The following is a 26022-nucleotide window of genomic DNA, read 5'->3' on the forward strand; positions in this document are numbered from 1 at the left end:
TTTTAGCCGCGGTTCTTTTTTTCAACATTTACTTGAGCCAACGCCTGAGCTTCTGTTTCAAGCTTTGCGATGAGTTGTCTGATATTCATCATTTGCTGGGAAAGTGAGTGATCTTTATTGAGACGCTTAAGCACCATAAGCGCACCTCTGAACTTGTGCAACGCAACCCGTGGTCCATGATCCTCTGTTTGTTCCAATGCTTCTAGCAGCGTAATATCGACGCTGCAGCGCTTAAATCCCCGTTTTAAGTCCATTGCTAACGCGTAAGCCGTTGTCTGCTGAACTTGCTGGGCTTGATGTAATTGAGCAAGGATCTGAACGGACTCTCGGATCATCGCTCTGGCTTGCATGGCTGAGTTCCTATCACTGAAATACGTAATGTTGTTTGCCGATAAGGGAATATCCGATGGCTCAACACTTTCCAATGCGGTTAATTCGTCGAGTTTGTATCGATGCTTTTCACTTCTTTCGAGTTGAATAATCGTTTGCCAAATGCGCTTTAATGCACCAATTAGGCATAAGCGCAACGCAGGAGTCTGAAATAAGACGGGTAGGTTGAGCAAAATGTGTTCTATTCCACGTGTTTGGTCGAGGAGGTGTAAGATTTTGATGTGTCGTTCGCGACGTTCATCCTCTGCGTGCTGAACAGCAATCGCAGCAATTGTCATAATGCGACGCCGATCAATATCACAGCCGTGGTTTCAGTGGGACCCATCCAGTACCTTACGCAGTTGTAGCTAACGATTTAATCTTACTCTAGAGTGGAGTCATTAATGTAATGAAAAATTTATTAATTTTTTTAGAAATAAGGGTTGACGTAAAAAGGTCTTATACGTAATATATGCGCCACTTCAGCAAGCAACTTAACTTGCTGAAGTAGCACGAAAGTGCAGGCTGCGTCCCATTCGTCTAGTGGCCTAGGACACCGCCCTTTCACGGCGGTAACAGGGGTTCGAACCCCCTATGGGACGCCATCTCTTTTGAGATAGTGCGGGAATAGCTCAGTTGGTAGAGCACGACCTTGCCAAGGTCGGGGTCGCGAGTTCGAGTCTCGTTTCCCGCTCCAAAGTTTTAGAAGTAAATGCGCCACGTCCCATTCGTCTAGTGGCCTAGGACACCGCCCTTTCACGGCGGTAACAGGGGTTCGAACCCCCTATGGGACGCCATCTCTCTTGAGATAATGCGGGAATAGCTCAGTTGGTAGAGCACGACCTTGCCAAGGTCGGGGTCGCGAGTTCGAGTCTCGTTTCCCGCTCCAAAGTTTTAGATGTAAACATGTCACGTCCCATTCGTCTAGTGGCCTAGGACACCGCCCTTTCACGGCGGTAACAGGGGTTCGAACCCCCTATGGGACGCCATTTACTTCTATACTTCTATTTCATCCTTCATGTATTCAGTCCTGTTTCTTATTCTATTACGCATTTCAAATGCAAATGTCTGTTGCTTCGAATAATTAATTCAAAAAAATGGCGTTATCAGTCTTATCAGTCTTATCAGTCTTATCAGTCTTATCAGTTGTTCGGTGTATCGATTGAGAGGGTGGTGACCCCCTCAATCGATTCTGTTTGGTTTTTATGTGCTAATGCTAGCTCAATTTGAATTGCTGAACGCTTTGTTGTAGCTGAGCAGACAGGCTGGCCAGCTCTTGACTGGCCGCGGTGACCTGTGAAGCCGCAGAGGCTGTTTCCTCAATCGACTGTGAAACATTGTTGATGTTCTGGTTGATTTCTTCGGCAACGGAGGACTGCTGCTCAGCCGCTGTTGCGATTTGGGCATTCATGCTATCAATCGTCATAACGGCGGCTGTGATGGCTTGTAGGGCTTCTCCCGCTTGATTTGCCTGAACAACGCTTTGCTCGCCTTGGTGCTTACTGGTTTGCATCAGTGTCGCAGCCGAACTGGAGCTGTGTTGCAATTGACCAATGCGTTTGTGAATGTCTTCGGTCGATGATTGGGTGCGGCTGGCAAGGGATCTAACTTCATCCGCAACAACCGCAAACCCTCGCCCTTGATCGCCGGCGCGAGCGGCCTCAATGGCGGCATTCAGTGCAAGGAGATTGGTTTGTTCAGCAATCGATTGAATGACCTCCAGCACACTGCCAATTTGTTCGCTGTCTTTGACCAAGCCAGTCATGCTCTGCGAGGCTTGATCGATATTGGTGGCTAGGGTGTTAATAGCGCTCACTACGTCGGATACAATCCTCATGCCTTTGTCGGCCTCGTTGCGAGACGCATTCGCTGCGCTGGCCGCGGCGGTTGCATTTTTGGCAACATCGGCAACCGTGGCGGCCATTTCATTCATCGCCGTTGCGACTTGGGTCATTTCTGATTGCTGGAGTTGAACCTGTGCATTAGTTTGAGCGCTTGAGCTAGAGAGCTCCTCCGCCGCAGCGGTGACGTGTAAGGCAGCTTGAGTGATTTCACTCATGATGTTGCGCAAAGTGATAACCATGGATGAAAAGGCAGCCAATATGCTTGTATTGTCGCCAGATTTGAGTTGGATTTTAACAGTTAGATCGCCTGCCGCAACTCGGCGCACAATTTCATTGACTTCAGAGGGTTCGCCTCCAATCAGTCGCATAACGTAACGTGTAATGCTAAGGCCTGCGACCAATGCAATGATAAAGCCAAAGGCAACAATAATCGAAGTCAGTATGATGGCGTTTTTGGCGCTGCTGGTTGCCTGCTCGACAGTTGTATTGGCAATGCTCAGGTTTTGATCTGATAAATTGTCCAGTAAATCGCCAAGTGCTCTGGATGCTGGCAACATCGCATTATAGGCTTCTCTGTATTCTAAGTAAGGTGATAAGTAGTCACGTTGTGAGTTAGCTAAAACCATAGACTTCATACCAGTCTCCAGCGTTTCGTAGTGCTGTCGCCAGACACTAATCAATAGCTGTAATTGTTCGAAGTTTTGTTGTTCCTCTTGTGTGCTCTTGGGAATGCTGGCGTATTGGCTGATGAGTTTGTTGATTGTATTCCAAGAGTCTTGGCGAACCTCAAGGACGTCTTTAAGCGTGGTCTTAGCTTGATCAGAATACACAGTGTATCTAAGTACATCCAATGTTTGTGTACGAATACGCAGCCGTTCTACATTCAGTTGATTGAGCAAAGCCACGGATTGAAGACGGACTTCCCCAATGTTTGTTATGTCCTTACTCATGCTGAGTTCAGCACGTATTCCTAAGAAACCTACAATAAGCAGTATGATTGCAACACCCGAAAAGCTAGTGGCCAGTAAAGTGGTTAAGCGAATTTTTGGCATACAAAAACCTTTATAATTGTTTTACAAATCCATAGATATGCAATCAGCTGATCGAAGCTGAATGACGGAGTAAATTGATCATAGACCAAATGCTATTCGCTTTGCATCTTTATGTGAACTTTCCATTGGTTAGATTTGTTTTAAACTCGATCTATTTTTCTGTATTTAGAAAGCCCACAAGGTAGTTCCAGCTTTTCTGATCAGCTGATGCATGGTAAGCAACACCGCGTTCTGGGGATTGTGCGTCCGGTATCGCAAACGAATGCATCGCATGACCCAAATCCACAAATGTCCAATCAATATTCATTGTATTAAGGTAGGCGCGCGTGCGCTCAATATCCTCAATGGGGACCATAGGATCGGAAGCACCATTAAGGATGAGCAATGAAGCATTCTCTACAGAAGCAGGTGTTTTTGGGAAGTTTAATAAGCCGTGCAAACTCACGCCTCGTGTGACGTCCTCTACCCACAAAGTGCTCTGAATTGCGCACAACCCTCCTAGACAGTATCCCATCACGCTGACAGTGTCTGAGTGCGCATCTTGCTCAAGGGCGAATTTGGCAAAGTTGCGAAGTGTGTTCCGCAACTCTTCGTAATTGCTCAGTAGTCTGCTCATGGCATCGCTACGCTTCTCCAAGTCAGATAGATCCGTGCCTCCTCCAAATACATCGATAATCCAAACATTCCATCCCATGTGAGACATTCGTTGAGCTATCTCGCGCTCGAAATCAGTGATTCCTGCCCAAGTTGGGTAGAGTAAAAGGGTTTTTGAATTGCTCGTATTCTTTGCTTTTACGTATTGGTGGGAGAATTGGATGTTGTTTAGCGTTTGCGTGATGGCTTGTGTCATGGCTATTTCCTTTAATTAAGATACAAGAGTGTATCTATTTTGGAATGGTTTTGTAATAGATTGTTTGTTGTTCGATCAGTTTTAGACTAAAGTCTAGTAGGTGTCAAGATGCCCATATCCGATTTCAATTCATAAATCATATAATCTATTTGTAATTAATATATTGAAAAATATATAATTTTTTAAAATTATACGTGTGTTTTTTAGATTGAATATCAGCCTACAGAAACTAAGCCTTTTCTATTGACAGATCTTGTGAATCAACTCTAGAATAAAAATACACTACTGTATGTTTTTGAGGTTTAGGCAATGCAAGAGTCAGATCGTAAATTTGTACAAGCGGCAGGGCACGCGACGGCTTACTTTGAAGTGGGTACCGGTCCTGCATTGTTGTTGTTGCACGGTTCCGGGCCTGGCGTTTCGGGGTGGACGAATTGGGCGGGTGTGATGGATGAGCTCGCAACACGCTATCGAGTGGTTGTGCCTGATATTGCGGGCTTTGGTTTTACAGAGTTTAAAGATGACACGCATTACGACATTAAATTCTGGGTGAACCACTTGGTCGAGTTTATGGATGCGGTTGGCATTGATAAGGCCTCTTTGGTTGGTAATTCATTCGGTGGGGCGATGGGGATAGGGCTCGCGCTGTTTAACCCCGAACGTTTAGATAAATTGGTTTTATTAGGAACACCTGCGGGTACCTTTACACAAACAAAAGGTTTGGCGGGTGCTTGGTTGTACGAGCCATCAGTCGACAATATGCGCGCCTTGATGGAATTGTTTCCGTACAACAAAGAGTTAATTACCGATGCACTGGTTCAGTCACGATATGAAGCCAGTGCGCGTCCCGGTGCACAAGATGCGCTACGCAAACTCCTGCCGAAGCCCAATGAAGAGGGTGAGACTCTGGTTAAGGGTTTCCCAGAAAAAGCACTCAAGAATATTCAAGCACCCACGTTGATTCTGCATGGTCGTGAAGATGGTGTTGTGCCTATGCAATGCGGGTTAACGCTGTTAGCGAACATACCCAACAGTGATTTGTTTGTCTTTGGACAGTGTGGTCATTGGGTTCAAACCGAGCAGCGCGCAAAGTTTTTGCAGCAAGTTTTTAACTTTATTGGCGAGTGATGTTATGAAACGTGATGTGTTGGAGCGCATTTTGTGGAGCCTCTCGGTGGACCGTTTTTCCAAGTCCAAGTTTAAAGAGGACCCAGAAAAGTACCTGAGTCGATTTCCACTCGCGCCTGAGGATGTGGAAATGATCCTCAGTTTTGATGTGAAAAAAATGCAAGAAATGGGTGTGAACCCGATGCTAACGATGGGGTACTGGATCGAAATGTCTCCTGATCGTCGCATGTCTTCTTATAACAAAAAGCTGGGCTCAGATGCTCAGTATTCCGCTTCAATTAAAGGGTGATCCCATGGCAGAAATAGTTGGTGGCTTTCTTGTCCTCATGATCCGGTGATGTTTGTTGCACCCGATGCACCTCCTGCTGAGCAAGCGAAAGCTGTCTGGGATGCATACGAAACCTGTGCAAAGCGCCTTGCCGAACTGGACGCCTCTACCGTCATTATTATCGGTAATGATCATTACATGTTGTTTGGAACAACCTGTTTGCCGCAATACTGCATTGCAACAGGGCATACCGAAGGGCCTTTGGATCAATTGCCAGGCTTAAAGAAAGAAGAAATACCCAATAACGAATCCTTGGCTCGCTATATTTCGAACGAAGGCAAGGCATCAGGGTTTGATTGGGCTGAAGCACGCTCCTTTACGACAGATCATTCCTTTTCAATTCCCTATCAGTTGATCGTAAAGCGCGCATCTGAAATCAAAGGCACAACCATTAAAGCGATTCCTGTTTACATTGCCAGTGCAGTGGATCCCTTTATCACAAAAGAGCGGTGCATTGAATTAGGGCGTCATTTGAACTCTGCGATAACACAGTTTCCAGATGCTGAGAAAGTGGCTGTTATCGGCAGTGGTGGTATTAGTCATTGGGTGGGGACTAAAGAGTCCGGTCGTGTGAATGAGGCATTTGATCGACAAGTGATTGAACACTGCTGTTCGATGCAGGTTGATGCGCTTGCCGCTTTAACCGATGACATGGTGTTAGAAAATGGCGGCAATGGTGCCATGGAGATTCGCAACTTTATCTGCGCGATGACCGCAATCGATGCCAAGCGTGGTCATTTAATTGAATACCAGCCTGTGCCGCAATGGGTGACAGGTTTGGGCTTTATAGAATTATGCGTGGAGTGAGTGCAAACATGGAAAAGGTATATCTATGCAAGCTCTCGGAGTTGGCCGAGAACCAAGTGAAAAAAATCGAGAATAAAGCCCATGGTGATATAGCGGTCTATAACCTTGGGGGGCAGGTGTATGCCACGGCTGATCTGTGTACACATGCCACCGCATCCTTAGCGGATGGGGATATCGAAGACGACATGATTGTATGCCCCGTTCATTGGGGGCAGTTCCATATTCCTACCGGAAAGGCGCAAGGGTTTCCCTGTGAGATAGATCTGCGCACCTATCCCGTTGAAATCGACGATGACGCGATTTATGCGTTGGTCGAAGTCGACGCCAATATGATTGCAAAAGGCTGAGGAGCGATTGAATGAGCAATATTATAAAAACCTTAGATGTCACTGAACGCTTAGACAATTTAAAGCAGGTTTGCGATCTGGACGAAGGGCGCATCGCGGGTGAGATTTTCTACAGCCAATCCATATACGAGCAGGAGTTAGAAAAGATCTTTGCACGCTGCTGGCTGTTTGTAGCCCATGAATCTCAATTGGTTAAGACAGGCGATTACATCACGACCACCATGGGTGAAGATGAAGTCATCGTTGTTCGCCAGAAAGATGGCTCCATTAAAGTCTTTTTAAATGCATGTCCTCATCGTGGCAATAAAGTGTGTTTTTCGGAGTCTGGAACAACGCGTGGATTTATTTGCAATTATCACGGTTGGTCATTCGATACCGCTGGAAACCTGGTTGGACAGCATGAGTCCGGCATTTATGAAGCCAGCGAGTTTGATAAGTCGAAATGGGGGCTGCGCGAAGTTGCAAAAGTAGACACCTATAAAGGTTTGGTTTTTGCGACCTTTGATCCCGAAAGCCCGAGCTTACAAGAATACCTAGGTCCTATGACGTGGTACTTGGATGCCTTATTTGATAACCAAGAGGGCGGAACTGAATTTGTTGGCGGCTGCATACGTTCCACGTATGAGTGCAACTGGAAAATCGCAGCTGAAAACTTCGTAGGCGATATTCTGCATGCGGGTTGGACGCATGACTCAGCCGCAAGAGCAATGCTCGGCGGTGCCGTTGCCAAAGTGAGTGATTTCGAAGAGTCCTACTCTGTGAACTGGAATGGCCATGGCTACGAGTTTGCGTTGGATACCGTTGGCAATGTCGCGGTTCTAGGGGAGAGTAAGCTGAATCGCTATATTCACACCATTAAACCGTCTGTCGCAGAGCGTTTGGGCGACTTCCGCTCTAACATGATTGCATCGGTTTCCTCTTGCACGATTTTCCCTAATTTCTCTTTCTTGCCGGGTCAGAATACGGTTCGTGTTTGGCAGCCAAGAGGCCCTAATAAAATAGAGTTGTTTACTTGGGTTGTTGTCAATAAATCAGCCCCGGACGACATCAAAGAAATGTGGCGTAAAGGCGCCATGATGACCTTTTCACCAACCGGCGTCTTTGAAATGGACGATGGTGAAAACTGGGAATATTGCACGAAAACAGCCAAAGGCCGAGTCACCGCTAAGCAAGATTTGTACGTCGGATTGGGCATGGATACCTTCATGGAAGAGACTCGCTTACCGGGCAATGTCTACCAAGGGCAACTTAACGAAGCCAATTCAAGAGCCTTCTATCAATATTGGTATGATCTCTTAAGTGCTCACACTTGGTCTGAAGTCCCCAACAGAAACAAAGGCAAGGTGGAGGCTGAATAATGTTTACTCAATCAGCAGCGTTAGAGAGCGTATCGCAGGATGTATTTTTTGAAGTGGCGGCGTTCCTGAATAAAGAAGCGCGCCTTTTGGATGAGGAGCGCTTTGAGGAGTGGCTCGGGCTTATTCATGAGGACATTCATTATTGGATGCCGGGTATTGAAAATCGCCGTCGCGAGAATCCCTTGAAGCAAGGTTTCTACGATAAAGACCATATGGCGTATTTTGATGACAGCCTGCGCGACTTGCAGCGTCGGGTGGCTCGTTTTCGTCAGCCTTCGGCTTGGGCAGAAAACCCTGCGACGCGCAATGTGCATCAGGTCAACAACCTTGAGGCTTTTATCGCGCAAGAGCCCAATACCTATGAGGTGTATTCCACCTTTACCAGTATTCGCAGCCGTGGCTTGGATGAAGAGTATGTGATTTACGGGCGTCGCTATGACACCTTGATCAGAACCGAGTCAGGTTTGAAGCTCTTAAAACGTCTGATCTTGATTCCGAACGCAACGCTCAGTTGTAAAAACATCAATACCTTCTTGTGAGTGAATTATGAGCGCATTGGAATCCAAAGTTGCATTCGTCTCTGGGGGCGCTGATGGGATAGGGCTGGCTGTTGTCGAGCGCTTTATCCAAGAAGGGGCTCGTGTTGCGGTCTTAGATATTAATCAAGAAAAGCTCGCAGCCCTTCAGGTGCAACACCCGGAGCGAGTCTGTACCGTTTGTGGTGATGTAACCTCCTATGAGGACAATCAAAAGGTCGTGGAGCTGGCTGTGCAGCGTTTTGGTCGACTGGATACCTTTGTTGGCAATGCTGCTATTTTTGACTACTTTGCCCCGTTAAGTCGCATTCAGTCTGAGCAATTGGCCAGCAGTTTTGATCGGCTATTCCGCGTCAACGTGCTGGGGTATATGAACGGTGTGAAGGCCTCATTAGACGCCTTAAAAGCCAGTCAGGGAAATATAGTATTGACGGTGTCCAACTCTGGTTTTTATCCAGGGGGCGGCGGCATTTTATACGTGACGTCAAAACATGCTGTGGTGGGGCTGATTAAACAGTTGGCCTATGAGTTAGCACCGGATATTCGTGTCAATGGTGTGTCACCGGGTGCTACGGATACTGAAATGAAGTCGGTTGAAGGCGTTTCGCGTAAGTCTCAGCCCCTGAATCATATCGACGGCTTCCATGAAAAAGCAGCGCAAGCAGTGCCCTTAAAGCGCATTGCTGCCCCTGCCGATCACACATCGCTTTACGTGCTCCTAGCGTCAAATGAACAATCTCCTATGACAACCGGATGTGTCATTCACAGTGATGGTGGCTGGATCGCCCGCTAGAGGAATGTCGAAATGAACGTGATTAAAACAATAAAACTGCCAATGATTGTTGCACCCATGTTTTTGGTATCGTCACCTGAATTGGTCATTGCAAGTTCAGAAAGCGGTCTGATAGGCAGTTTGCCCGCGCCCAATGCGCGTAATCCAGAGATACTCGATGGCTGGTTGGCGCAAATTAGTGAGCGTCTAAATCCACACCGATTACCCTGGTTGCTCAATATGATTGTGCATTCAACCTATGATCGTTTTGATGCAGAAATCGAACTGGTGAAAAAATACCAACCCTCGGTGGTATCTACCGCTTTAGGGTCTCCTGCACGTGTTATGGATGCTGTGAAAAGTTACGGTGGTGACGTGATCGCTGACGTGATTTCTCCCGCACTGGCTAAAAAAGCTGTGAAGGCGGGTGTAGACGGTTTGATTCTGGTCGTGAGTGGAGCCGGTGGTCATACCGGTAAATACAACCCCTTAGCATTCATTCAAGAAGTGCGGGAATTCTGGGATGGCCCATTAGGTGTGGCTGGCTGTATTTCGCATGGGCGCGATATTTTAGCCATGCAAGTCGCAGGTGCAGACTTCGTAGTGGCGGGGACGCGCTTTATCGCAGCAAAAGAAAGTTTTGCCAGTGACGCCTATAAAGCCATGCTGGTCGACTCTCGTATTGAAGACATTATAGAGACGACATCCGTCAGTGGTGTACCTGCGAATTGGATGAAAGGTAGTCTCGAAATGGCCAACATTGATCCAGGTTCAGCATCCACGGCCAAGATAGATTTCTCCGGTAATATCTCAACCGCGAATAAAGCTTGGAAAGACGTGTGGTCCGCAGGTCAGGGGGCCGGGAGCATCGTACAGGTTGAATCGACCGCTAGCATTGTCGAGTCCCTGTGCCATGAATACCGCAGCGCCATGAAAACACTTAATGACCTTTCTAGCGAGTACTTAAAAAATGTCTGATGCTTTGTATCACCAATTAGCCACTGAAATCCTGGATGCGCGCACTCGTGCCGTCGCGGTTTCTCCATTTTCAGCGCGTTACCCTGAACTTAATGTTGCCGATGCCTATGCCATACAGTCACGTGTAAATGCACATCACATCAACAGCGGAAAGCGCCTTGTTGGCTACAAAATAGGGCTCACGTCTAAAGCCGTACAGCAGCAGCTCGGAGTCAATGAGCCTGATTTTGGCGTCTTGTTCTCGGATATGGAGTTATGTGGACAGGATCGAGTCATGACTCAGGGGCTAATTTCGCCTAAAGCGGAAGGGGAGATCGGTTTTGTGTTTAAACGCGATCTGCTGCAGACCGATTTAACCTTTGCTGAGTTATTGGCCGCCATCGATTTTTTCGTGCCAGTGATTGAGATTGTCGATTCGGTGGTGAAGGACTGGAAGATTACGCTGGTCGATACCGTTGCTGATAATGCTTCTTCCGCCTTGTACATGTTAGGCGCAAAGACCTTCGATCCCCGAGGTGTCAATTTTGCGGAATTACGTCTAACGATTCACACCGCAAGCGGCGACGTTGAAGGCGTTGGTGCCGCCTGCCTTGGCAATCCTCTGTATGCTGCTTGGTGGTTAGCTCGCAAGATGGCTGAATTGGGCACGCCCATCAAAGCCGGTCAACTTGTGTTGTCAGGAGCGATGGCACCCATGGTGGCGATTCAGCCAGGCGATGAAATTCGATTTGACTTTAAAGGCTTGGATGTTTTAACACTGGTTGCTGAATAAAACATAAGACAACAATAATAAAGGTTATTGATATGGGTACAACTGTCTATGCTCAGATGCCTACGCCATCTGCGATTAAGCGTGAGTTAGGCGACGGCTCCTTTGTCGTTGAATCTGCAAATCCTCTTTTGCCTTTCGATCGCTGCGTGGGCGATTGGCTTGAAAAATGGGCAAAAAAACGTCCTGAACAACTCTATATTGCTGAGCGTGCAGGGGATGGCTGGCGCTCACTAAGCTACAAAGCGTTTCGAAATGCCGTGCGCTCAATTGCGCAAGGATTGATAGATCTTGATCTCCCGCAAGGGCGGCCCTTAATGATCATCTCAGGGAATTCAATTGATCATGCGTTAATGAAAATGGCAGCGATGTATATCGGTATTCCAGTGACGTCAGTCTCTGTGGCCTATTCATTAATGTCCAAATCGCATGACCGTTTGCTTGGAATCGTTGAGCGTCTGAAGCCGGTAGCGGTTTTTGCAGAAGATGGCGCGTTATTTCAAGCCGCTCTGAATGCCTGTGACGGTATTGCGGTGAAAATTGTATCGCGTGGGCAGGAGGCAGTGTCGAACACGATCCTGTTGGAAAGTTTGCTTAATTTGTCGCCAAGCGATGAAGTGGACACACGCTTTTCAAAGGTCACTCCAGACACGCATGCCAAGTATATGTTGACCTCTGGTTCAACTGGCCATCCGAAAGTGGTGGTGAACACCCAGCGTATGATGTGCTCAAACCAGCAGATGATTGCTCAGTGCTGGCCCTTTGTTGAGACACAGATACCCAGAGTGCTGGATTGGCTGCCCTGGAGTCATACCTTTGGTACCAATCACAACTTTAATTTGGTTCTGCGCAATGGCGGGTCGCTCTATATTGATGCGGGCAAGCCAGTGTCGGGTTTAATTGAAACGACGCTTCGTAATTTCAAAGAGATTAAGCCCAATTTGTTTTTTAATGTTCCTAAAGGCTATGAAGCGATTCTCGACCATTTGCGTCAGGATGATGAGCTCAAAAATATCTTTTTCTCCAGTTTAACCATGCTGTTTTACGCTGGCGCTGCGTTATCTAAGCCCGTATGGGATGAGCTTAAGTCTATGTGTGCAGAGACTGGACATGAGGTGTTCTTCACAACGGAGTGGGGAGCGACTGAAACAGCACCCGCCATTACAAATGTGCATTGGTATCTCGACAAGCCCGGCAATATTGGGATTCCGATGCCAGGTATGTCGATGCGATTTGTGCCCAACGGCTCGAAGTTAGAGCTCAGAATCAAGGGCCCAATCGTCTTTACCGAGTACCTTGATGATCCTGAGATTACCAAGCAAGCCTTCGATGAACTTGGCTATTACCGCATCGGTGATGCGGGGCGGTTGGCAAATCCTGACAATCCATCAGAGGGGATTATTTTTGATGGACGCGTTTCAGAAGACTTTAAATTAAGTACAGGAACTTGGGTCTGCGTGGCATCGGTTCGTGACTTGGTGCATAAGCACTTTGGTGCTTTGGTGTCGGACGTGGTTGTCACGGGACACGATCGTGATCATATAGGCCTGCTCGCGTTTCCAGGGGAGGCGTTACGTCGTTTAGCTGATGACGCGCAATCCCGTTTAACGGGGACCGATTTGATGTCTCTCCCATCTGTGCGTTCGGCGCTAAAAGACGCACTGGATAGCATGGCCAAACACGCAAAAGGCTCTTCTCAACGCGCCTGCTTATTAAGCCTGCTGGATGCACCGCCGTCTATTGATTTAGGCGAAATTACGGATAAAGGGAATCTGAATCAGCGCAAACTTTTAGAAACCCGCAGTGCGGATGTTGAGCGTCTATACGATGAAAAGGGCCATGAAAGCCTGATTAGTCTTTTGTAAATAAGTGAGTGAAATATGAGCAATAAACTTAAAGCGGTGATCATAGGTCCAGGCAACATCGGCACAGATCTACTCATGAAAATGCAGCGTTCAGAATGGATCGAACCTGTCTGGATGGTCGGTATAGACCCTGAATCGGAAGGCCTGAAACGCGCCAAAGAAATGGGCATTAAAGTCTGTGCAGAAGGGGTGGATGGCATCTTGTCGCACATAGTTGAAGACGATATTCGTGTTGCTTTCGATGCCACATCTGCCTACGTGCATGCTGAAAACAGTCGTAAGTTGAATGAGCTTGGCGTGATTATGATCGATTTAACGCCAGCGGCAATTGGTCCGTTTTGCATCCCACCTGTTAACTTGACGGATCATGCCAAAAACTTGGAAATGAACGTCAATATGGTGACCTGCGGTGGCCAAGCGACGATCCCGATGGTCGCCGCTGTTTCAAAGGTTCAGCCATTGACATATGGCGAAATCATTGCGACGGTGTCCTCACGTTCAGTGGGGCCAGGGACGCGTGTCAACATTGATGAGTTTACACGTACCACGGCTGGGGCTGTAGAAAAGGTAGGCGGTGCTAAACAGGGTAAAGCCATCATCATTATTAACCCAGCTGAGCCACCCTTAATGATGCGCGACACGGTGCATTGTTTGACTGAATCCGAACCAGATCAAGACGCTATTACCGAGTCGGTCCATGCGATGGTTAAAGAGGTGCAGAAATATGTACCGGGGTACCGATTGGTTAACGGGCCAGTGTTTGATGGAAATCGTGTGTCCATGTTTATGGAGGTGGAGGGCTTGGGTGACTTCCTACCTAAATATGCAGGCAACTTAGACATCATGACGGCTGCAGCACTGCGTACAGCGGAAATGTTCGCTGAAGAAGCCGCTGAAGGCAGCATTACACTACCCGCTCGCGGTTAACAGGAGAAAGTAAATGAATTTAGAAGGTAAGCAAGTCACCCTGCACGATATGAGTTTGCGTGATGGCATGCATGCAAAACGACACCAAATCAGCCTAGAGCAAATGGTCGCTGTTGCCTCTGCGATGGATGCGGCGGGGATGCCATTGATTGAAGTGACCCATGGTGATGGTCTTGGTGGCGCGTCGGTGAACTACGGTTTTCCAGCGCATACAGATGAAGCCTATTTAAAGGCGGTTGTGCCTCAGATGAAGCAGGCCAAAATTTCGGCCTTGCTCTTACCGGGTATCGGTACCGTTGACCACCTTAAAATGGCGCGCGATTGCGGTGTGCACACAATACGTGTTGCGACCCATTGCACCGAAGCCGATGTTTCTCAGCAGCACATTGGCATGGCGGCGAAAATGGGCATGGACACCGTCGGGTTTTTAATGATGGCACACATGATTACACCCGAAAAAGTGCTTGAGCAAGCTAAGTTAATGGTGAGTTACGGTGCAAATTGTATTTATTGCACAGACTCCGCAGGTTACATGCTCCCAGATGAAGTGAGTGCAAAAATTGGTTTGTTACGAGCCGAGTTACCCTCTGAAATAGAAATCGGCTTTCATGGTCACCACAACATGGGTATGGCGATTGCGAACTCCTTAGCTGCGATAGAAGCGGGTGCGGTGCGCATTGATGGATCGGTTGCGGGACTGGGTGCGGGGGCGGGCAATACTCCTTTGGAAATTTTGGTGGCTGTCTTAAATCGTATGGGCGCTGAAACCGGCATCGATCTCTATAAGATTATGGATGTGGCTGAAGACTTAGTCGTCCCGATGATGGATCAACCGATTCGTGTTGACCGTGATTCTTTAACGCTTGGTTATGCCGGAGTCTATAGCTCCTTCTTACTCTTTGCTCAGCGGGCTGAAAAGAAATATGGCGTGAGTGCGCGCGATATTCTGGTTGAGCTTGGTCGTCGTGGCACCGTCGGTGGGCAAGAGGACATGATTGAAGATTTGGCGCTGACCATGGCAAAAGCAAAGCAGGCCTGACGATGACCTATCATGTTGAGATACAGCCAGTTGGAAAACACTTTGAAGCAGACGCATCCGGAAGTGTTTTAGATGCCGCCTTAAAAGCAGGCATTATGCTCAAGCACGGATGCCGGGATGGTCGATGTGGAGACTGCCGCACACCCTTAATCTCAGGGCAAGTTGTCTATCCAGACGGCCTTGAACTGTCCAGTACTGATCAAAATGGGGAAACGCTGCTCACGTGCCAAGCACGCGCAACGACAGATCTAGTGATCGATGCACCAGAAGTCACTGAGTTTGAAGGCATTAGCATTCAAAAAGTGATTGGACGCATTATGGGCAAAGATCAAGTTGCAGATGATGTGGTTATTTTGGAGTGTATGCTGGCACCGGGCACGCAATTTAACTACTTGCCGGGTCAGTATGTGGATTTGACCCTTGCAACGGGCGTGACGCGCAGTTATTCAATGGCTAAGCGTTCGGCCGATGACGGTCGTATTGAGCTTCACATCCGACGAGTGAACGACGGACAGGCAACGCCTTACATCTTTGATGAGTTACAGGTTAAAAACAGGGTCACGTTGGAAGGTCCATTTGGGAGTTTTTATTTGAGGGAGTCCGATAGCCCGATGATATTACTGGCAAGTGGAACAGGCTTTGCACCGATTAAAGCCCTAATGGAGCAATTGATTGAGCGAGAAAATACGCGCCCAGTCCATTTGTATTGGGGAGGACGGCGTTTGCAGGATCTTTATCACAACGAACTTTGTCAGCAATGGCAAGCGGCACACCCTTGGTTCGATTATACGCCTGTGTTATCGGATGAGGTGTCCGGTGACTGGGTAGGACGAAGAGGGTTTGTGCATAGGGCTGTGATGGACGATTGTCAGGATCTTTCAGGCTATCAAGTCTATGCCTGTGGCGCCCCGATTGTGATTGAATCGGCCAAGAAGGATTTTGTCGAGTCGTGCGGATTGAAGCAGGATTCCTTTTTCGCGGATGCTTTTGTGTGAAAATTTGCCCTTAAGATACATAACTGTTTGTTATCGTGTGTGTATTTAAGGGAGTCATAAATTGTTAGGTCTTTTATCGAAAAAAATATTGTGATATTTGCTGTATTTCAATGTTTTGTTAGACAAAAGACCAGTTAACGATGAAGATTCATTATTGTAAAGTACAGTAGTGTATGTTAATTTTTAAAATCAGTAATAATAATAAACACGTGGAGTTACAGCCTATGAATAACCCAAAAAATAAACTCATCAAACTGGGTGTGGTACTGTCAGGCATCCTGATTGCCACAAGTACCATCGCCTCAGAAACGGTGACCTTGCGTTACAATCAGTGGTTTCCATCGCAACACTGGTCGCAAGCGGAAGGGTTGTACAAGTATTTTGAAGAAATTGAGCAGGTTACTGAGGGACGCGTAAAGATTCAGGCATCAGCTAAGCCTTTAGCGCCTCCTGCGCGTAACTATCAATCCGTTGTCAGTGGCATTGCGGATATTGCGTGGGGCCCTCACGGGTATAACCCAGGTGCCTTCCCGTTGACTGAAATGGTCGAATTTCCGTTCATGAACGAAAATGCGGGCATCAGTTCGGCGGCCTATCAACGCTTATTTGAGCAGTATTTGTCGGATGCGGGGATGCATAGTGATGTACACACCCTGGCCGTCCATGTAACGTCAGGTGGTAATCTGCACATGCGTCGCGATTCCGTCAAAACACCAGGTGATTTACGTGGGAAAAAGATTCGTGTGCAAACCAACGTTGTTGGTGATGCCCTTCGTACCCTAGGGGCTGTGCCCATCTCGGGATCTTTGTCGGAACTACGAGAGTTCTTGTCTCGCGGAATTATTGATGGAACGACTTTATCCGATGAGCTCTTAACAGGCTTTAAGGTCGATAATTACGTGAATCACATCACGCAAATACCGGGCGGGATTTTTACAAACAGTACATTTATCATCATGAATAAAGATAAATGGAATGCGATTAGCGAACGAGATCGTGAAGCGATCACGGCTATTTCAGGCGAAGCCTTGGCGGTTCGCATGGGAAGCTTATGGCATGAAAATGATCTGAAAGCCCGAGAGCAGTTAAAGGCGAATTTGGGTGATAACTACATTGTTTCAGGTGATGACCTTAACACAGCAATCGATGCTGCGTTTGAGCCTATCCGTGAAGCTTGGTTAGAAAAAGCCAGTGCAGCGGGTCTTGATGGCAGCGCACTTATTCAATTCTACGAAGAACAGATTGAAGCGCTTTCAAACTAAGCCTATTCCGTGCTCTATCGTTCGTAGAGCACGTCTTTTCTGTTTGAGGTTACCATGAAAATGTCGTTTTTAAGCTTTTTAGAGTATTTGTGTGCCAAAATTTCATTACTTGCCTTGATTATTATGGCAGGTATTACCTTCGTTGATGTATTTGGTCGAGTCGTATTCAACAGCCCTCTTGGTTTTGCCTATGAAGTCGTTGGAATATGCCTTGCCATTTCATTTTATGCAGGCTTGTACCATGTGCATAAAAAGCGTAAGCATATTCGGATTGATCTGTTAGAAAAAATATTTAATGGCAGAGCTGGACAGTTTATTTCTTGGTTATCCTACTTAGTGGAAATCGTATTTTTTACGGCTTTAGTTGTCATGATTTATCAGCAAACAATTGAATCTAAAAATTTCGGAGAAATATTTATGTTTCTCGGAATTGAAAAATGGACGGTCTTAGCCGTTATGTCGGTTTTGTCGGCTATTGCACTTACAAGCTTATTGGTCACCTTTCCTGACTCGCCGAGTGAAGTAAAAGAATAATTGGTTTATTTGAATTGAGGTAAAACAAATGGTGATGTCAATCGCGTTTGCTGTGTTACTGGTCATGCTGTTCTTACGTATTCCCATTGCAATCGCCACTGGATTGGTGGGTATATGTGGGTTGGCCTATTATCAGGGCTGGAGTGCAGCCTTCAGTCAATTGGGAATGATCGGAACTGAAACGGTGCTTTCCTATGAGTTTGCTGTTATTCCACTATTTATCTTGATGGGGAATATTATTAGCCGTTCGGGGTTGGCTGAAGAGTTATATAACGCGACTCATGCACTCGTTGGACACTTTAAAGGCGGGTTGGCGATCACCACGATTGGTGCTTCTGGTGGATTTAGTACCTTTTGCGGTTCCAGTTTTGCAACAGCAGCAACCATGACACGTATTGCCTACCCGTCAATGAAAAAGTATGGCTACAGTGATGGCTTGGCCACCGGATCTATTGCGGCAGGTGGCACATTGGGAATCCTGATTCCGCCCTCTATTGCACTGGTCTTCTATGGAATCATCACAGAAACAGATATTGGTAAGCTGTTTGTCGCTGGTGTAATTCCAGGCATTCTCGGTGTTTTATTTTACATTGCGGCTGTTTTGTATGTTGTTCATGTTAAAAAAGACAGTGCAGCAGGTTCGGAGGAAGTTCCGTTTCGAGAAAAGCTATTGGCGCTTAGACAGCTTTGGGCCTTTTCGCTATTAATCATTCTCGTGTTGGGGGGGATTTATTTTGGCTTCTTTTCACCAACGGAAGCGGCAGGCGTCGGTTCGGTCGGAGCGATAGCGATTACAATGATCCGTGGCCGTTTTACGTGGAAGAAACTTCGTGATGCTGTTGAGGATTCGGCTGCAACGACGGTTGCTTTAGTCGCGATCCTTATTGGATCATTGATTTTTGCAAACCTTGTGAATGTATCGAATTTGCCTTTTTACATCGTCAGTTGGATTGAAGGATTAAACCTAAGCCTGTTAGGTGTGATTTTAGTCATTATTCTAATTTACTTCATTTTAGGTGCTGTGCTGGAATCGATTTCAATGCTGCTGCTCACTGTGCCTGTGTTCTATCCAATTGTTTCAGGAATGGGCATGGATCTCATTTGGTTTGGCATTATTGTGGTGGTTGCAACTGAGATTAGTTTAATTACACCGCCGGTTGGCTTGAATGTCTTTGTCTTGAAGTCCGTTGTTCCTGATGTTGATCTTAAGGTGATTTTTAAGGGTGTGTTTCCATTTTTAATCGCGGACATATTCCGTTTAGCGCTGATTATCTTAGTGCCGGGCTTGTCTCTGTTCTTGGTTGAGCTCATGTAAGTGTGAGTCTGCTTATCTAAGTGTTCTTCTAGCCCTGCCTTTAACCCGCTGATGCGGGTTTTTTTATAAGGAAGTGCTAGTGCAGTAAAGATTAATGCGCGTGAGGACGAAAACGACAATCCAGCAGAGGGCAGTTGTCGCTTAAAAAGTCAGACAGTCGTTTCGCGCGTGCATTCTGATTGCTCAGGGAGTCGTTTGGGTGAAGCAAGGACGTGGCAATCATATAAGAGTAGACCAGGTAGGCAAGGTCGTTTGCTTGTTCTGCCGGGTGGGCAAGATCCACAAACAACTGCTCAATAAAGGCAATTCGATAGCGATCAACTTCGTCAACGGCCGCTCTTGCCATATCGTCTCGTCGAGCCCAAGCACGTAACGAAATCTCGATAGAGGCCGCTTCAAAAGACTTGTCCCCTTTGAGTGGCAGCAACATGAGCTCAACAAGCTGCTCTTTGCTTGAGAGTGACTTCTTCTTAAGGCCCGCAATCACGGCCTCCGTGGCTTTAAGGCGCCAACGGTCAAGTATGCCCTTGAGTAAGTCCTGGCGACTTTCAAAATGATAATAAAAGCTGCCGCGTGTAATTTTTAACTCTTTAGCAAGATTGTCAACACGAACCATGTCGATCCCTCCTGTGGAGAGCACATTCATAGCCGCATTGATCCAGTCGTTACGAGAAAGCCTTTGAGATGCCATAGCGATGTTTCTGATACCTGTCCTAGTTGATATTGCATAGCATCATAGCATTCGCGTGCGGTCAAGTTAACTGTCTTAAGAAAAATGAAATACGTTCCTATCTGTATGTTGGATTGCTTGCTTGCATATTCTTCCATCTGTTTATTAATACAATTTAATCATGATATTGGTTGTTAATGATAAGGGTTTTAATCACATAACATACAGATGTGTTTGTAAAATACATTACTGTATGTTAGATTTTAACAACTGCTGATGAGTTCTATTGCCGATCAACGTATCGATCTATAAATACCTTATCCAGTTACGTTTAAATGCTGATCAATAAATCTAAAAAAGATGGTAGTTAACATGAAACCAATACATAAATCCTGTCTTACGGTCGCTTTGGCTGCAGTTATTCCCAGTTTGAGTTATGCGGATGCAACGCTTTATGGATCATTTCGTTTAGGAATGTTCAAAACGGATGATCGTTCCGCTGTCCTAGACGACTACGCTAGCCGTATCGGCATTCGAGGCACGGTTGATTTAGGGTTAGACAATACCAAAGGGATTTTCAATTGGGAGCAGGGTTTAAGCCTGAACACAGGGGCTTTGGGGGGAGGGCGTTATGCTCATGTCGGAGCCAAAGGGGATTGGGGAACGTTGATGGGAGGTAAGTTTGACCATCCCACTTATGCGTATGTCGGGAATGTGAATGAGTTTGCAATGTCTGCCTTACCCACAGGACTGGATGTTGGCTATGTGGCAAATGGCAGTGATCCCAGAACGGGATTTCGTGCTGATCGTCGTGTCTCCAACTCAATTGGGTACATTTCTCCTAATCTGAATGGCCTTGAAGCCATGATTGTCGGCGTCTTTGCAGGAGAAACCTCGGGCAATGTGTTTGCCGGTCCCGCATCCACTCAAAAAGACAATGAAATTGATGGGTATAATTTGGGGGTTAAATACACCCTAAGCGATTTAACACTTGCAACCGCGTATGGAGCCGTAAAATCAGGAAAAGACGCACAGGGTATGTATGGTGTCGACTCAAATTTATGGGGAGTGGCTGCACGTTACCGTTTAAATAATTTTAGATTTGCGGCCAAATACGAGCAGTCGAAAGATAAAGTTCGTAATCTGACCGACAAAGGCTATGCCTTGAATGCGGGCTATGAACTCAATGGCTATGGTGCCTCCGTTGGTTTTGCTACCACTAAGCAGGATCAAGCCGACCGTGAGCGCTCCGCATCTGTAGAGCTGCATCGTCGTCTTGGGAATGCCGTTCTGGCCATTGGATACGTGAATTACAATGCTGCCGCTGTGAGTAATACCAACAGTTACAAGCAATACAATGATGAGCGGGCATTATTCCCAATCGTCGGCGGAAATGACACGGCCTATTTGACCTACCGTTTGCAGTTTTAATGATTTGATTTGGGTTGGAAATCAAATGATGAAAACTGATGTGTGAAGCAAACTTGATGATTGCACGGGCGTGATCTCAGGTATCCCCTTCTGCTTGAGACGTGCAATTGATTGGTGTTTGTTTTAACCCAAAGGCTTCCTTAGTGAAGCCTTTTGTGTGTTGTCGCCCATCTAGTGTTAATGGAGATGTATTTGTGTCAATCAAAACACATCTAAAACCCGATCACCTCATCCAACAAAGCTGAAATTTCATGACATGCAAAGTCAGGTTCTAAATAACGCTCCAAATGCGCATCGACAAAGGTTAAAAAGAGTTTAGCCGTTTTGCTGATTCGGCGGTCGCGTCGAACAATAAAGTGCCAGTGACTTTCAATAGGCAGGGATTCAACAGGCAGAATTGCGATGCCTTTTTGGCCTTCAGGAATGACGTGTTGTGAGATCACAGCCACTCCCATTGAGGCTTCAACGGCCACACGAATCGCGTCATTACTGGCAATTTGCATGCTTTTGGTTAATTGAATACCTTGGGTGCGCAGCCAGCTGTCGAATAGCATGCGTGTTGCTGAGCCAGGCTCTCTTAGTAAAAATCGTTCCTGAGTCAGCTCTTTAAGCGAAACTTGACTACGCTTATGAAACGGATGATGTGTGGGTGCAATGAGCACCAGTGGATTGCGTAGGAAGCGAGCGGCGGCGGCATGCTCCAGTGATGGAGGGTGGCTAAAAATATAGATATCGTCCAGTTGTTGGTTAAAACGTGTCAGCATTTGTGCGCGATTGCCGATTTCCAATGTGATGTCGACGTCTGGAAAAGATTGGCTGAACGGGCCGAGCAGCTTGGGTAGCACGTATTGTGCCGTGTTGACCATGGCGATACTTAAGCGTCCTTGGTGGCCAAGTTGTAACTCACTGAGCGTGTCATCCAGCTCTTGGAAGCGTCCGAGTAGTTCTTGGCACGCATTGTAGAGCGCAAGGCCTGCATCGGTCATTTGTAATTGGCCTTTGTGACTGACAAGTAAAGGCTCACCGACGGTTTCATTAAGGCGCTTAAGCTGCAAGGACACCGTGGGTTGCGTGAGGTGGAGGCGGCGTGCTGCTTCGCTGATGTTGCCTGCACGTACAACCGCAACATAGACCTCAAGCAGCCGGAAAGTAAGATGACGAAGGTTCATGCTCAATCTCCATGTATAGATAATTATCTATAATAGGGTATTGGTTTTTTAATTAGTATAAATATTTTTAGTCAGCGACAATGCGCCATCTTTAACCCGAGTTAGGAGTAAAATGTCGTGCCGGATATCGTCGTGATGTTTTTTGTATTGGGCTTGGTGGCTGGACTCATCAAGTCTGACTTAGTGGTGCCCAAAGCCGCCTATGATTTGCTGAGTCTAATGCTGATGCTCACCATTGGCTTAAAAGGGGGCTTTGCCCTTTACGGCGAGTTTCGCGTATCCATCTTACCTGAGCTGCTGTTATTGATGGTGGTGGGCGGTCTTATTCCCCTTGTTTTAGTGCCTGTCCTTCGTTTTGCTGTTCAGCTTTCCAAGGCGAATGCGATCAGCTTGTCGGCACACTACGGTTCCGTGAGTGCGGGTACGTTTGCGGTTGCATTGGCGTATATTCAAACACATCAGCTCGCCGTTGGTGCTGAAGTCACCCTCTATCTAGTCGCATTAGAGTTGCCTGCGATAGTGGTTGCCGTATTTTTATACCGTCGACATAATCAAGGCAGCCAAGGTGCAGTGAGCAGCAGTGTATGGCATGAGGCGTTTGCAAACCGAGGGGTTGTTTTACTCGTTGGCGGTCTGTTAATTGGCTATCTTTATGGGCCAGAGCAGGGCGTTGCAGTGACCGGTCTGTTAACTCAGGGCTTTCATGTGGTGTTAGCACTGTTTTTGCTGGACATGGGCCTTACCGCCGCTTTATCCTTACGTCCCTTTCCAAAATCCTCTTGGCGTTTGGCGCTGTTTGCGCTGTTAATCCCTTTTGCATTGGCATTCGTAGGGGTATTGGTTGGTAAAACCTTACAGCTACCCGAGGGGTCTACGCTGATTATAGCTAGCTTGTTTGCCAGTGCCTCGTATATTGCCGCACCCGCCATTATTCGTAATGTTATACCGGATGCCGATATGGGCTTGGCCATGTTTGCGGCATTAGGCATGACCTTTCCGATGAATGTGATTTTGGGAATACCGCTCTATCATCAATGGCTACAGTGGATGTATTAGATCAATATGTTTTAGCTGAGTCCTTGAAAAATCGGTTTTAGAACCCACTATAAAGACTTTATTCATCAAGGATATCCTATGGCGAATGCATTAGTACTTGAAGATCTAAACAAAACTTACGCAAATGGATTTGTCGCCCTTAAAGGGATATCGCTTGAGGTAAAAGAAGGTGACTTTTTTGCCCTGCTGGGGCCGAACGGTGCTGGCAAGTCGACAACGCTGGGGATTGTTTCATCTCTGGTGAATAAAACCTCTGGGCGCGTCAAAATTTTTGGTTTTGATTTAGAAACACAAACCGCCGATGCCAAAAAAATGCTGGGTGTGGTTCCGCAGGAATTTAACTTTAATGCCTTTGAAAAGGTCATCGACATCGTCGTGACTCAAGCAGGCTTTTACGGCATCCCTAAGCGCATCGCCACCGAGCGTGCTGAGTTCTATTTGCGAAAGCTGGGTCTGTGGGAAAAGAAAAACCAAAGTGCCCGTATGCTCTCGGGGGGAATGAAGCGACGTTTAATGATTGCCCGAGCCTTGGTTCATGAGCCTAAGTTGCTGATTCTTGATGAGCCGACGGCGGGCGTTGATATTGAGCTGCGACGCTCAATGTGGGAGTTCCTGCGTGAAATTAATGCGCAGGGCACCACCATTATTTTGACCACTCATTATTTGGAAGAAGCCGAGTCCTTGTGTCGTAACATTGCGATCATTGATAAAGGCAACATCATTGAAAACACCAGCATGCGCAGCCTACTGCTAAAGCTGAACACCGAGACGTTTATTCTGGACCTGAAGGATGAGCTACCCGATGCCTTGGCAATCAGTGGCTATGCGTTGCGCCAGATAGATGCGCGCACAATAGAGGTCGATGTTGATAAAAACACCGGGTTAAATCGTGTTTTTCAGCAGTTGGCCGATCAAGGTGTAGAAGTGATGAGTATGCGCAATAAATCCAATCGTTTGGAAGAGTTGTTTGTGTCATTGGTCGAAAAGAATTTAGAAATGAAGGAGCTCGCATGAGAGGTCAGTTGCTGTTCACTGCGTTCTGGACCATCTTGACGAAAGAAGTTCGTCGTTTTACGCGAATATGGGTGCAAACTCTGCTGCCCCCTGCGATTACAATGACCTTGTATTTTATTATTTTTGGTAATCTGATTGGCTCGCGCATTGGTGATATGGGTGGTTTTGCCTATATGGAATACATTGCGCCGGGGTTAATCATGATGTCCGTTATTACCAACTCCTACGGCAATGTTGTGTCATCCTTTTTTGGTACAAAATTTCAACGGAACATTGAAGAGCTGCTCGTGGCGCCCATACCCAATTGGGTGATCCTGGCTGGTTATGTGGCAGGGGGAGCCGCCCGTGGTTTGGCAGTGGGGGTGATCGTTACGCTTCTATCCTTGTTTTTTACGAATCTCTCGATACATCACTTTTTTATTACGCTCAGTACCGTTATCTTGACGGCCATTGTCTTTTCATTAGGCGGCTTTATTAATGCGGTGTATGCCAATACATTTGATGATATTTCGATTGTTCCGACGTTTATCCTAACGCCCTTAACCTATTTGGGGGGTGTCTTTTACTCTATTGCCTTGTTACCTGGCTTCTGGCAGACCGTTTCTCAATTTAATCCTATACTCTATATGGTGAACAGTTTCCGCTATGGATTATTGGGTGTCAGTGATATTAATATCGGTTTTGCCTTTATGATGATTATTGGCTTTATTCTAGTGTTAGCTGCGTTTGCGATGCATTTGTTGAATACGGGTAAGGGGATTCGTCACTGATGAGCGATCATGAAATCATTAAGCAGTCTCCTTTAGGGCAGGGTACGGCCTATGTTAATACCTATGACCCTAGCTTACTCTACCCCATTTCGCGCCAAATCAGTTGGGATGAAAAGGGCGTGAATCGGGCCTCTTTACCTTTTAGAGGCGTGGATATTTGGAATGCATTCGAGGTGTCTTGGTTAAACCCTAAGGGTAAGCCGATTGTAAGGATTGCCGAGTTTCGGATACCGTCGCATTCGCCCAATATCATTGAATCGAAATCCTTTAAGTTGTATTTGAACTCATTCAATTTAACGTGTTTTGCCTCTGAGTCGGATGTTGTGGCGCTGATGCGCAGGGATTTATCTGCCGCTGCTGGCGCGACCGTGCAGGTGCAGCTTAGTAAACTCGATGCTGCTCCGCCCTTTGAGCGCTTTCAAGGGGAGTGTTTAGATGAGCTTGACGTTGAGGTCACGCATTATCAACCCAACCCTCAGCTGTTACGTGCCGGATCACGCATTGTCGATGAAAGCCTGTACAGTCATCTATTGAAGTCGAACTGCCCGGTCACGGGGCAGCCTGACTGGGCCAGTATACAAATTCGTTATAAGGGCCCCGCGCTGGACAGGGCAGGTCTGCTCGCTTACCTCATTTCCTATCGTGAAAAAGGGGACTTTCATGAGCAGTGTGTTGAAACTATATTTATGGATATATGGCAGCAGTGCAAACCACAAAAGCTAACCGTGTATGCACGTTATGTGCGACGTGGAGGGCTGGATATTAATCCTTACCGTTCTAGCTTAGACAGTTTGCCAAGAAACTGCCGTTTATCGCGCCAATAATTGATGAGGTGTA

General features: G+C 46.8%; 25 protein-coding genes, 5 tRNA genes and 1 pseudogene. 26 read left to right on the plus strand and 5 right to left on the minus strand.

Annotation, left to right across the window (positions count from 1 at the left end):
• Positions 1–2 precede the first annotated feature (2 nt).
• Complete coding sequence (locus D791_RS01740) at positions 3–668, minus strand: hypothetical protein (RefSeq protein ID WP_036506912.1); 666 nt, start codon at positions 666–668, stop codon at positions 3–5.
• 230 nt (positions 669–898) lie between these two features.
• On the opposite strand from D791_RS01740, the gene D791_RS01745 reads away from it, so the two are divergent.
• The 5 genes from D791_RS01745 to D791_RS01765 all read left to right on the plus strand — a co-directional run bounded on the left by D791_RS01745 (position 899) and on the right by D791_RS01765 (position 1358).
• A tRNA-Glu gene (locus D791_RS01745) sits at positions 899–974 on the plus strand.
• A gap of 16 nt (positions 975–990) precedes the next feature.
• Positions 991–1066: transfer RNA gene (locus D791_RS01750), tRNA-Gly, on the plus strand.
• 24 nt (positions 1067–1090) lie between these two features.
• Positions 1091–1166, plus strand: a tRNA-Glu gene (locus D791_RS01755).
• A 16-nt stretch (positions 1167–1182) separates the two neighbouring features.
• Positions 1183–1258: transfer RNA gene (locus D791_RS01760), tRNA-Gly, on the plus strand.
• A 24-nt stretch (positions 1259–1282) separates the two neighbouring features.
• A tRNA-Glu gene (locus tag D791_RS01765) sits at positions 1283–1358 on the plus strand.
• 227 nt (positions 1359–1585) lie between these two features.
• Here the strand turns inward: D791_RS01765 and D791_RS01770 are convergent.
• A complete protein-coding gene (locus D791_RS01770; RefSeq protein WP_036506915.1) occupies positions 1586–3265 on the minus strand; it encodes a methyl-accepting chemotaxis protein in 1680 nt (559 codons plus the stop codon).
• 151 nt (positions 3266–3416) lie between these two features.
• Positions 3417–4115 (minus strand): dienelactone hydrolase family protein, encoded by a 699-nt coding sequence (locus D791_RS18725; protein WP_051513955.1) that lies wholly within the window; start codon positions 4113–4115, stop codon positions 3417–3419.
• Positions 4116–4424: 309 nt separating this feature from the next.
• Here D791_RS18725 and D791_RS01780 point away from each other — a divergent pair, with 309 nt between their 5' ends.
• The 16 genes and pseudogenes from D791_RS01780 (at position 4425) to D791_RS01855 (ending at position 19075) form a co-directional block, all read left to right on the plus strand.
• Entirely contained in the window at positions 4425–5243 is an 819-nt protein-coding gene (locus tag D791_RS01780; RefSeq protein ID WP_036506917.1) for an alpha/beta fold hydrolase, read from the plus strand.
• A 4-nt stretch (positions 5244–5247) separates the two neighbouring features.
• Complete coding sequence (locus tag D791_RS01785) at positions 5248–5532, plus strand: extradiol ring-cleavage dioxygenase (protein ID WP_036506919.1); 285 nt, start codon at positions 5248–5250, stop codon at positions 5530–5532.
• A 42-nt stretch (positions 5533–5574) separates the two neighbouring features.
• A pseudogene (locus D791_RS01790) lies at positions 5575–6378 on the plus strand (DODA-type extradiol aromatic ring-opening family dioxygenase); the annotation flags it as partial.
• Between the two features lie 8 nt (positions 6379–6386).
• On the plus strand, positions 6387–6725 hold the full coding sequence (locus D791_RS01795; RefSeq protein WP_036506921.1) for a non-heme iron oxygenase ferredoxin subunit: 339 nt from the start codon (positions 6387–6389) through the stop codon (positions 6723–6725).
• Positions 6726–6736: 11 nt separating this feature from the next.
• Positions 6737–8083, plus strand: coding sequence for an aromatic ring-hydroxylating oxygenase subunit alpha (locus D791_RS01800; protein WP_036506923.1), 1347 nt, complete (start codon positions 6737–6739; stop codon positions 8081–8083).
• Positions 8083–8622, plus strand: a complete 540-nt coding sequence (locus D791_RS01805) for a 3-phenylpropionate/cinnamic acid dioxygenase subunit beta (protein WP_036506925.1) — start codon at positions 8083–8085, stop codon at positions 8620–8622. The genes D791_RS01800 and D791_RS01805 overlap by 1 nt, the downstream gene beginning before the upstream one ends.
• A 7-nt stretch (positions 8623–8629) precedes the next feature.
• Positions 8630–9412, plus strand: coding sequence for a 3-(cis-5,6-dihydroxycyclohexa-1,3-dien-1-yl)propanoate dehydrogenase (gene hcaB / locus D791_RS01810; protein WP_036506928.1), 783 nt, complete (start codon positions 8630–8632; stop codon positions 9410–9412).
• A gap of 12 nt (positions 9413–9424) precedes the next feature.
• Positions 9425–10369 carry an NAD(P)H-dependent flavin oxidoreductase gene (locus tag D791_RS01815; protein ID WP_036506930.1) on the plus strand — a complete coding sequence of 315 codons (945 nt, stop codon included), beginning with the start codon at positions 9425–9427 and terminating at the stop codon, positions 10367–10369.
• Positions 10362–11141, plus strand: a complete 780-nt coding sequence (locus D791_RS01820) for a 2-keto-4-pentenoate hydratase (RefSeq protein ID WP_036506932.1) — start codon at positions 10362–10364, stop codon at positions 11139–11141. The genes D791_RS01815 and D791_RS01820 overlap by 8 nt, the downstream gene beginning before the upstream one ends.
• Before the next feature lie 32 nt (positions 11142–11173).
• A complete protein-coding gene (locus tag D791_RS01825; RefSeq protein ID WP_036506941.1) occupies positions 11174–13003 on the plus strand; it encodes a feruloyl-CoA synthase in 1830 nt (609 codons plus the stop codon).
• Between the two features lie 15 nt (positions 13004–13018).
• Entirely contained in the window at positions 13019–13930 is a 912-nt protein-coding gene (locus tag D791_RS01830) for an acetaldehyde dehydrogenase (acetylating) (RefSeq protein WP_036506943.1), read from the plus strand.
• A gap of 13 nt (positions 13931–13943) precedes the next feature.
• Positions 13944–14969 carry a 4-hydroxy-2-oxovalerate aldolase gene (gene dmpG / locus D791_RS01835; RefSeq protein ID WP_036506945.1) on the plus strand — a complete coding sequence of 342 codons (1026 nt, stop codon included), beginning with the start codon at positions 13944–13946 and terminating at the stop codon, positions 14967–14969.
• 2 nt (positions 14970–14971) lie between these two features.
• Positions 14972–15964: an FAD-binding oxidoreductase gene (locus D791_RS01840; RefSeq protein WP_036506947.1), complete on the plus strand. Its 993-nt coding sequence runs from the start codon at positions 14972–14974 to the stop codon at positions 15962–15964.
• Between the two features lie 224 nt (positions 15965–16188).
• Positions 16189–17226 carry a TRAP transporter substrate-binding protein gene (locus tag D791_RS01845; protein ID WP_036507358.1) on the plus strand — a complete coding sequence of 346 codons (1038 nt, stop codon included), beginning with the start codon at positions 16189–16191 and terminating at the stop codon, positions 17224–17226.
• Positions 17227–17280: 54 nt separating this feature from the next.
• Positions 17281–17760, plus strand: a complete 480-nt coding sequence (locus tag D791_RS01850; RefSeq protein WP_036506949.1) for a TRAP transporter small permease — start codon at positions 17281–17283, stop codon at positions 17758–17760.
• A gap of 28 nt (positions 17761–17788) precedes the next feature.
• Entirely contained in the window at positions 17789–19075 is a 1287-nt protein-coding gene (locus tag D791_RS01855) for a TRAP transporter large permease (RefSeq protein WP_036506954.1), read from the plus strand.
• 91 nt (positions 19076–19166) lie between these two features.
• Here D791_RS01855 and D791_RS01860 read toward each other — a convergent pair whose 3' ends face one another.
• Positions 19167–19766 carry a TetR/AcrR family transcriptional regulator gene (locus tag D791_RS01860; protein WP_036506957.1) on the minus strand — a complete coding sequence of 200 codons (600 nt, stop codon included), beginning with the start codon at positions 19764–19766 and terminating at the stop codon, positions 19167–19169.
• Positions 19767–20117: 351 nt separating this feature from the next.
• On the opposite strand from D791_RS01860, the gene D791_RS01865 reads away from it, so the two are divergent.
• The gene (locus D791_RS01865; RefSeq protein WP_036506958.1) at positions 20118–21176 is read left to right on the plus strand and encodes a porin; all 1059 of its coding nucleotides are present in this window, start codon (positions 20118–20120) and stop codon (positions 21174–21176) included.
• A gap of 212 nt (positions 21177–21388) precedes the next feature.
• Here D791_RS01865 and D791_RS01870 read toward each other — a convergent pair whose 3' ends face one another.
• Entirely contained in the window at positions 21389–22345 is a 957-nt protein-coding gene (locus D791_RS01870; RefSeq protein WP_036506959.1) for a LysR family transcriptional regulator, read from the minus strand.
• 117 nt (positions 22346–22462) lie between these two features.
• Here D791_RS01870 and D791_RS01875 point away from each other — a divergent pair, with 117 nt between their 5' ends.
• From D791_RS01875 to queF, 4 genes are all read left to right on the plus strand, one after another.
• Positions 22463–23401, plus strand: coding sequence for a sodium-dependent bicarbonate transport family permease (locus tag D791_RS01875; RefSeq protein WP_036506962.1), 939 nt, complete (start codon positions 22463–22465; stop codon positions 23399–23401).
• A 78-nt stretch (positions 23402–23479) separates the two neighbouring features.
• Entirely contained in the window at positions 23480–24415 is a 936-nt protein-coding gene (locus D791_RS01880; RefSeq protein WP_036506965.1) for an ABC transporter ATP-binding protein, read from the plus strand.
• Positions 24412–25185 (plus strand): ABC transporter permease, encoded by a 774-nt coding sequence (locus tag D791_RS01885; protein WP_036506971.1) that lies wholly within the window; start codon positions 24412–24414, stop codon positions 25183–25185. Before D791_RS01880 ends, D791_RS01885 begins: the two co-directional genes overlap by 4 nt.
• Positions 25185–26009 carry an NADPH-dependent 7-cyano-7-deazaguanine reductase QueF gene (queF, locus tag D791_RS01890; protein WP_036506976.1) on the plus strand — a complete coding sequence of 275 codons (825 nt, stop codon included), beginning with the start codon at positions 25185–25187 and terminating at the stop codon, positions 26007–26009. The genes D791_RS01885 and queF overlap by 1 nt, the downstream gene beginning before the upstream one ends.
• Positions 26010–26022: the final 13 nt, after the last annotated feature.

It is taken from the genome of Nitrincola nitratireducens, assembly GCF_000585235.1.
In the GTDB taxonomy this organism is placed as follows: domain Bacteria; phylum Pseudomonadota; class Gammaproteobacteria; order Pseudomonadales; family Balneatricaceae; genus Nitrincola; species Nitrincola alkalisediminis.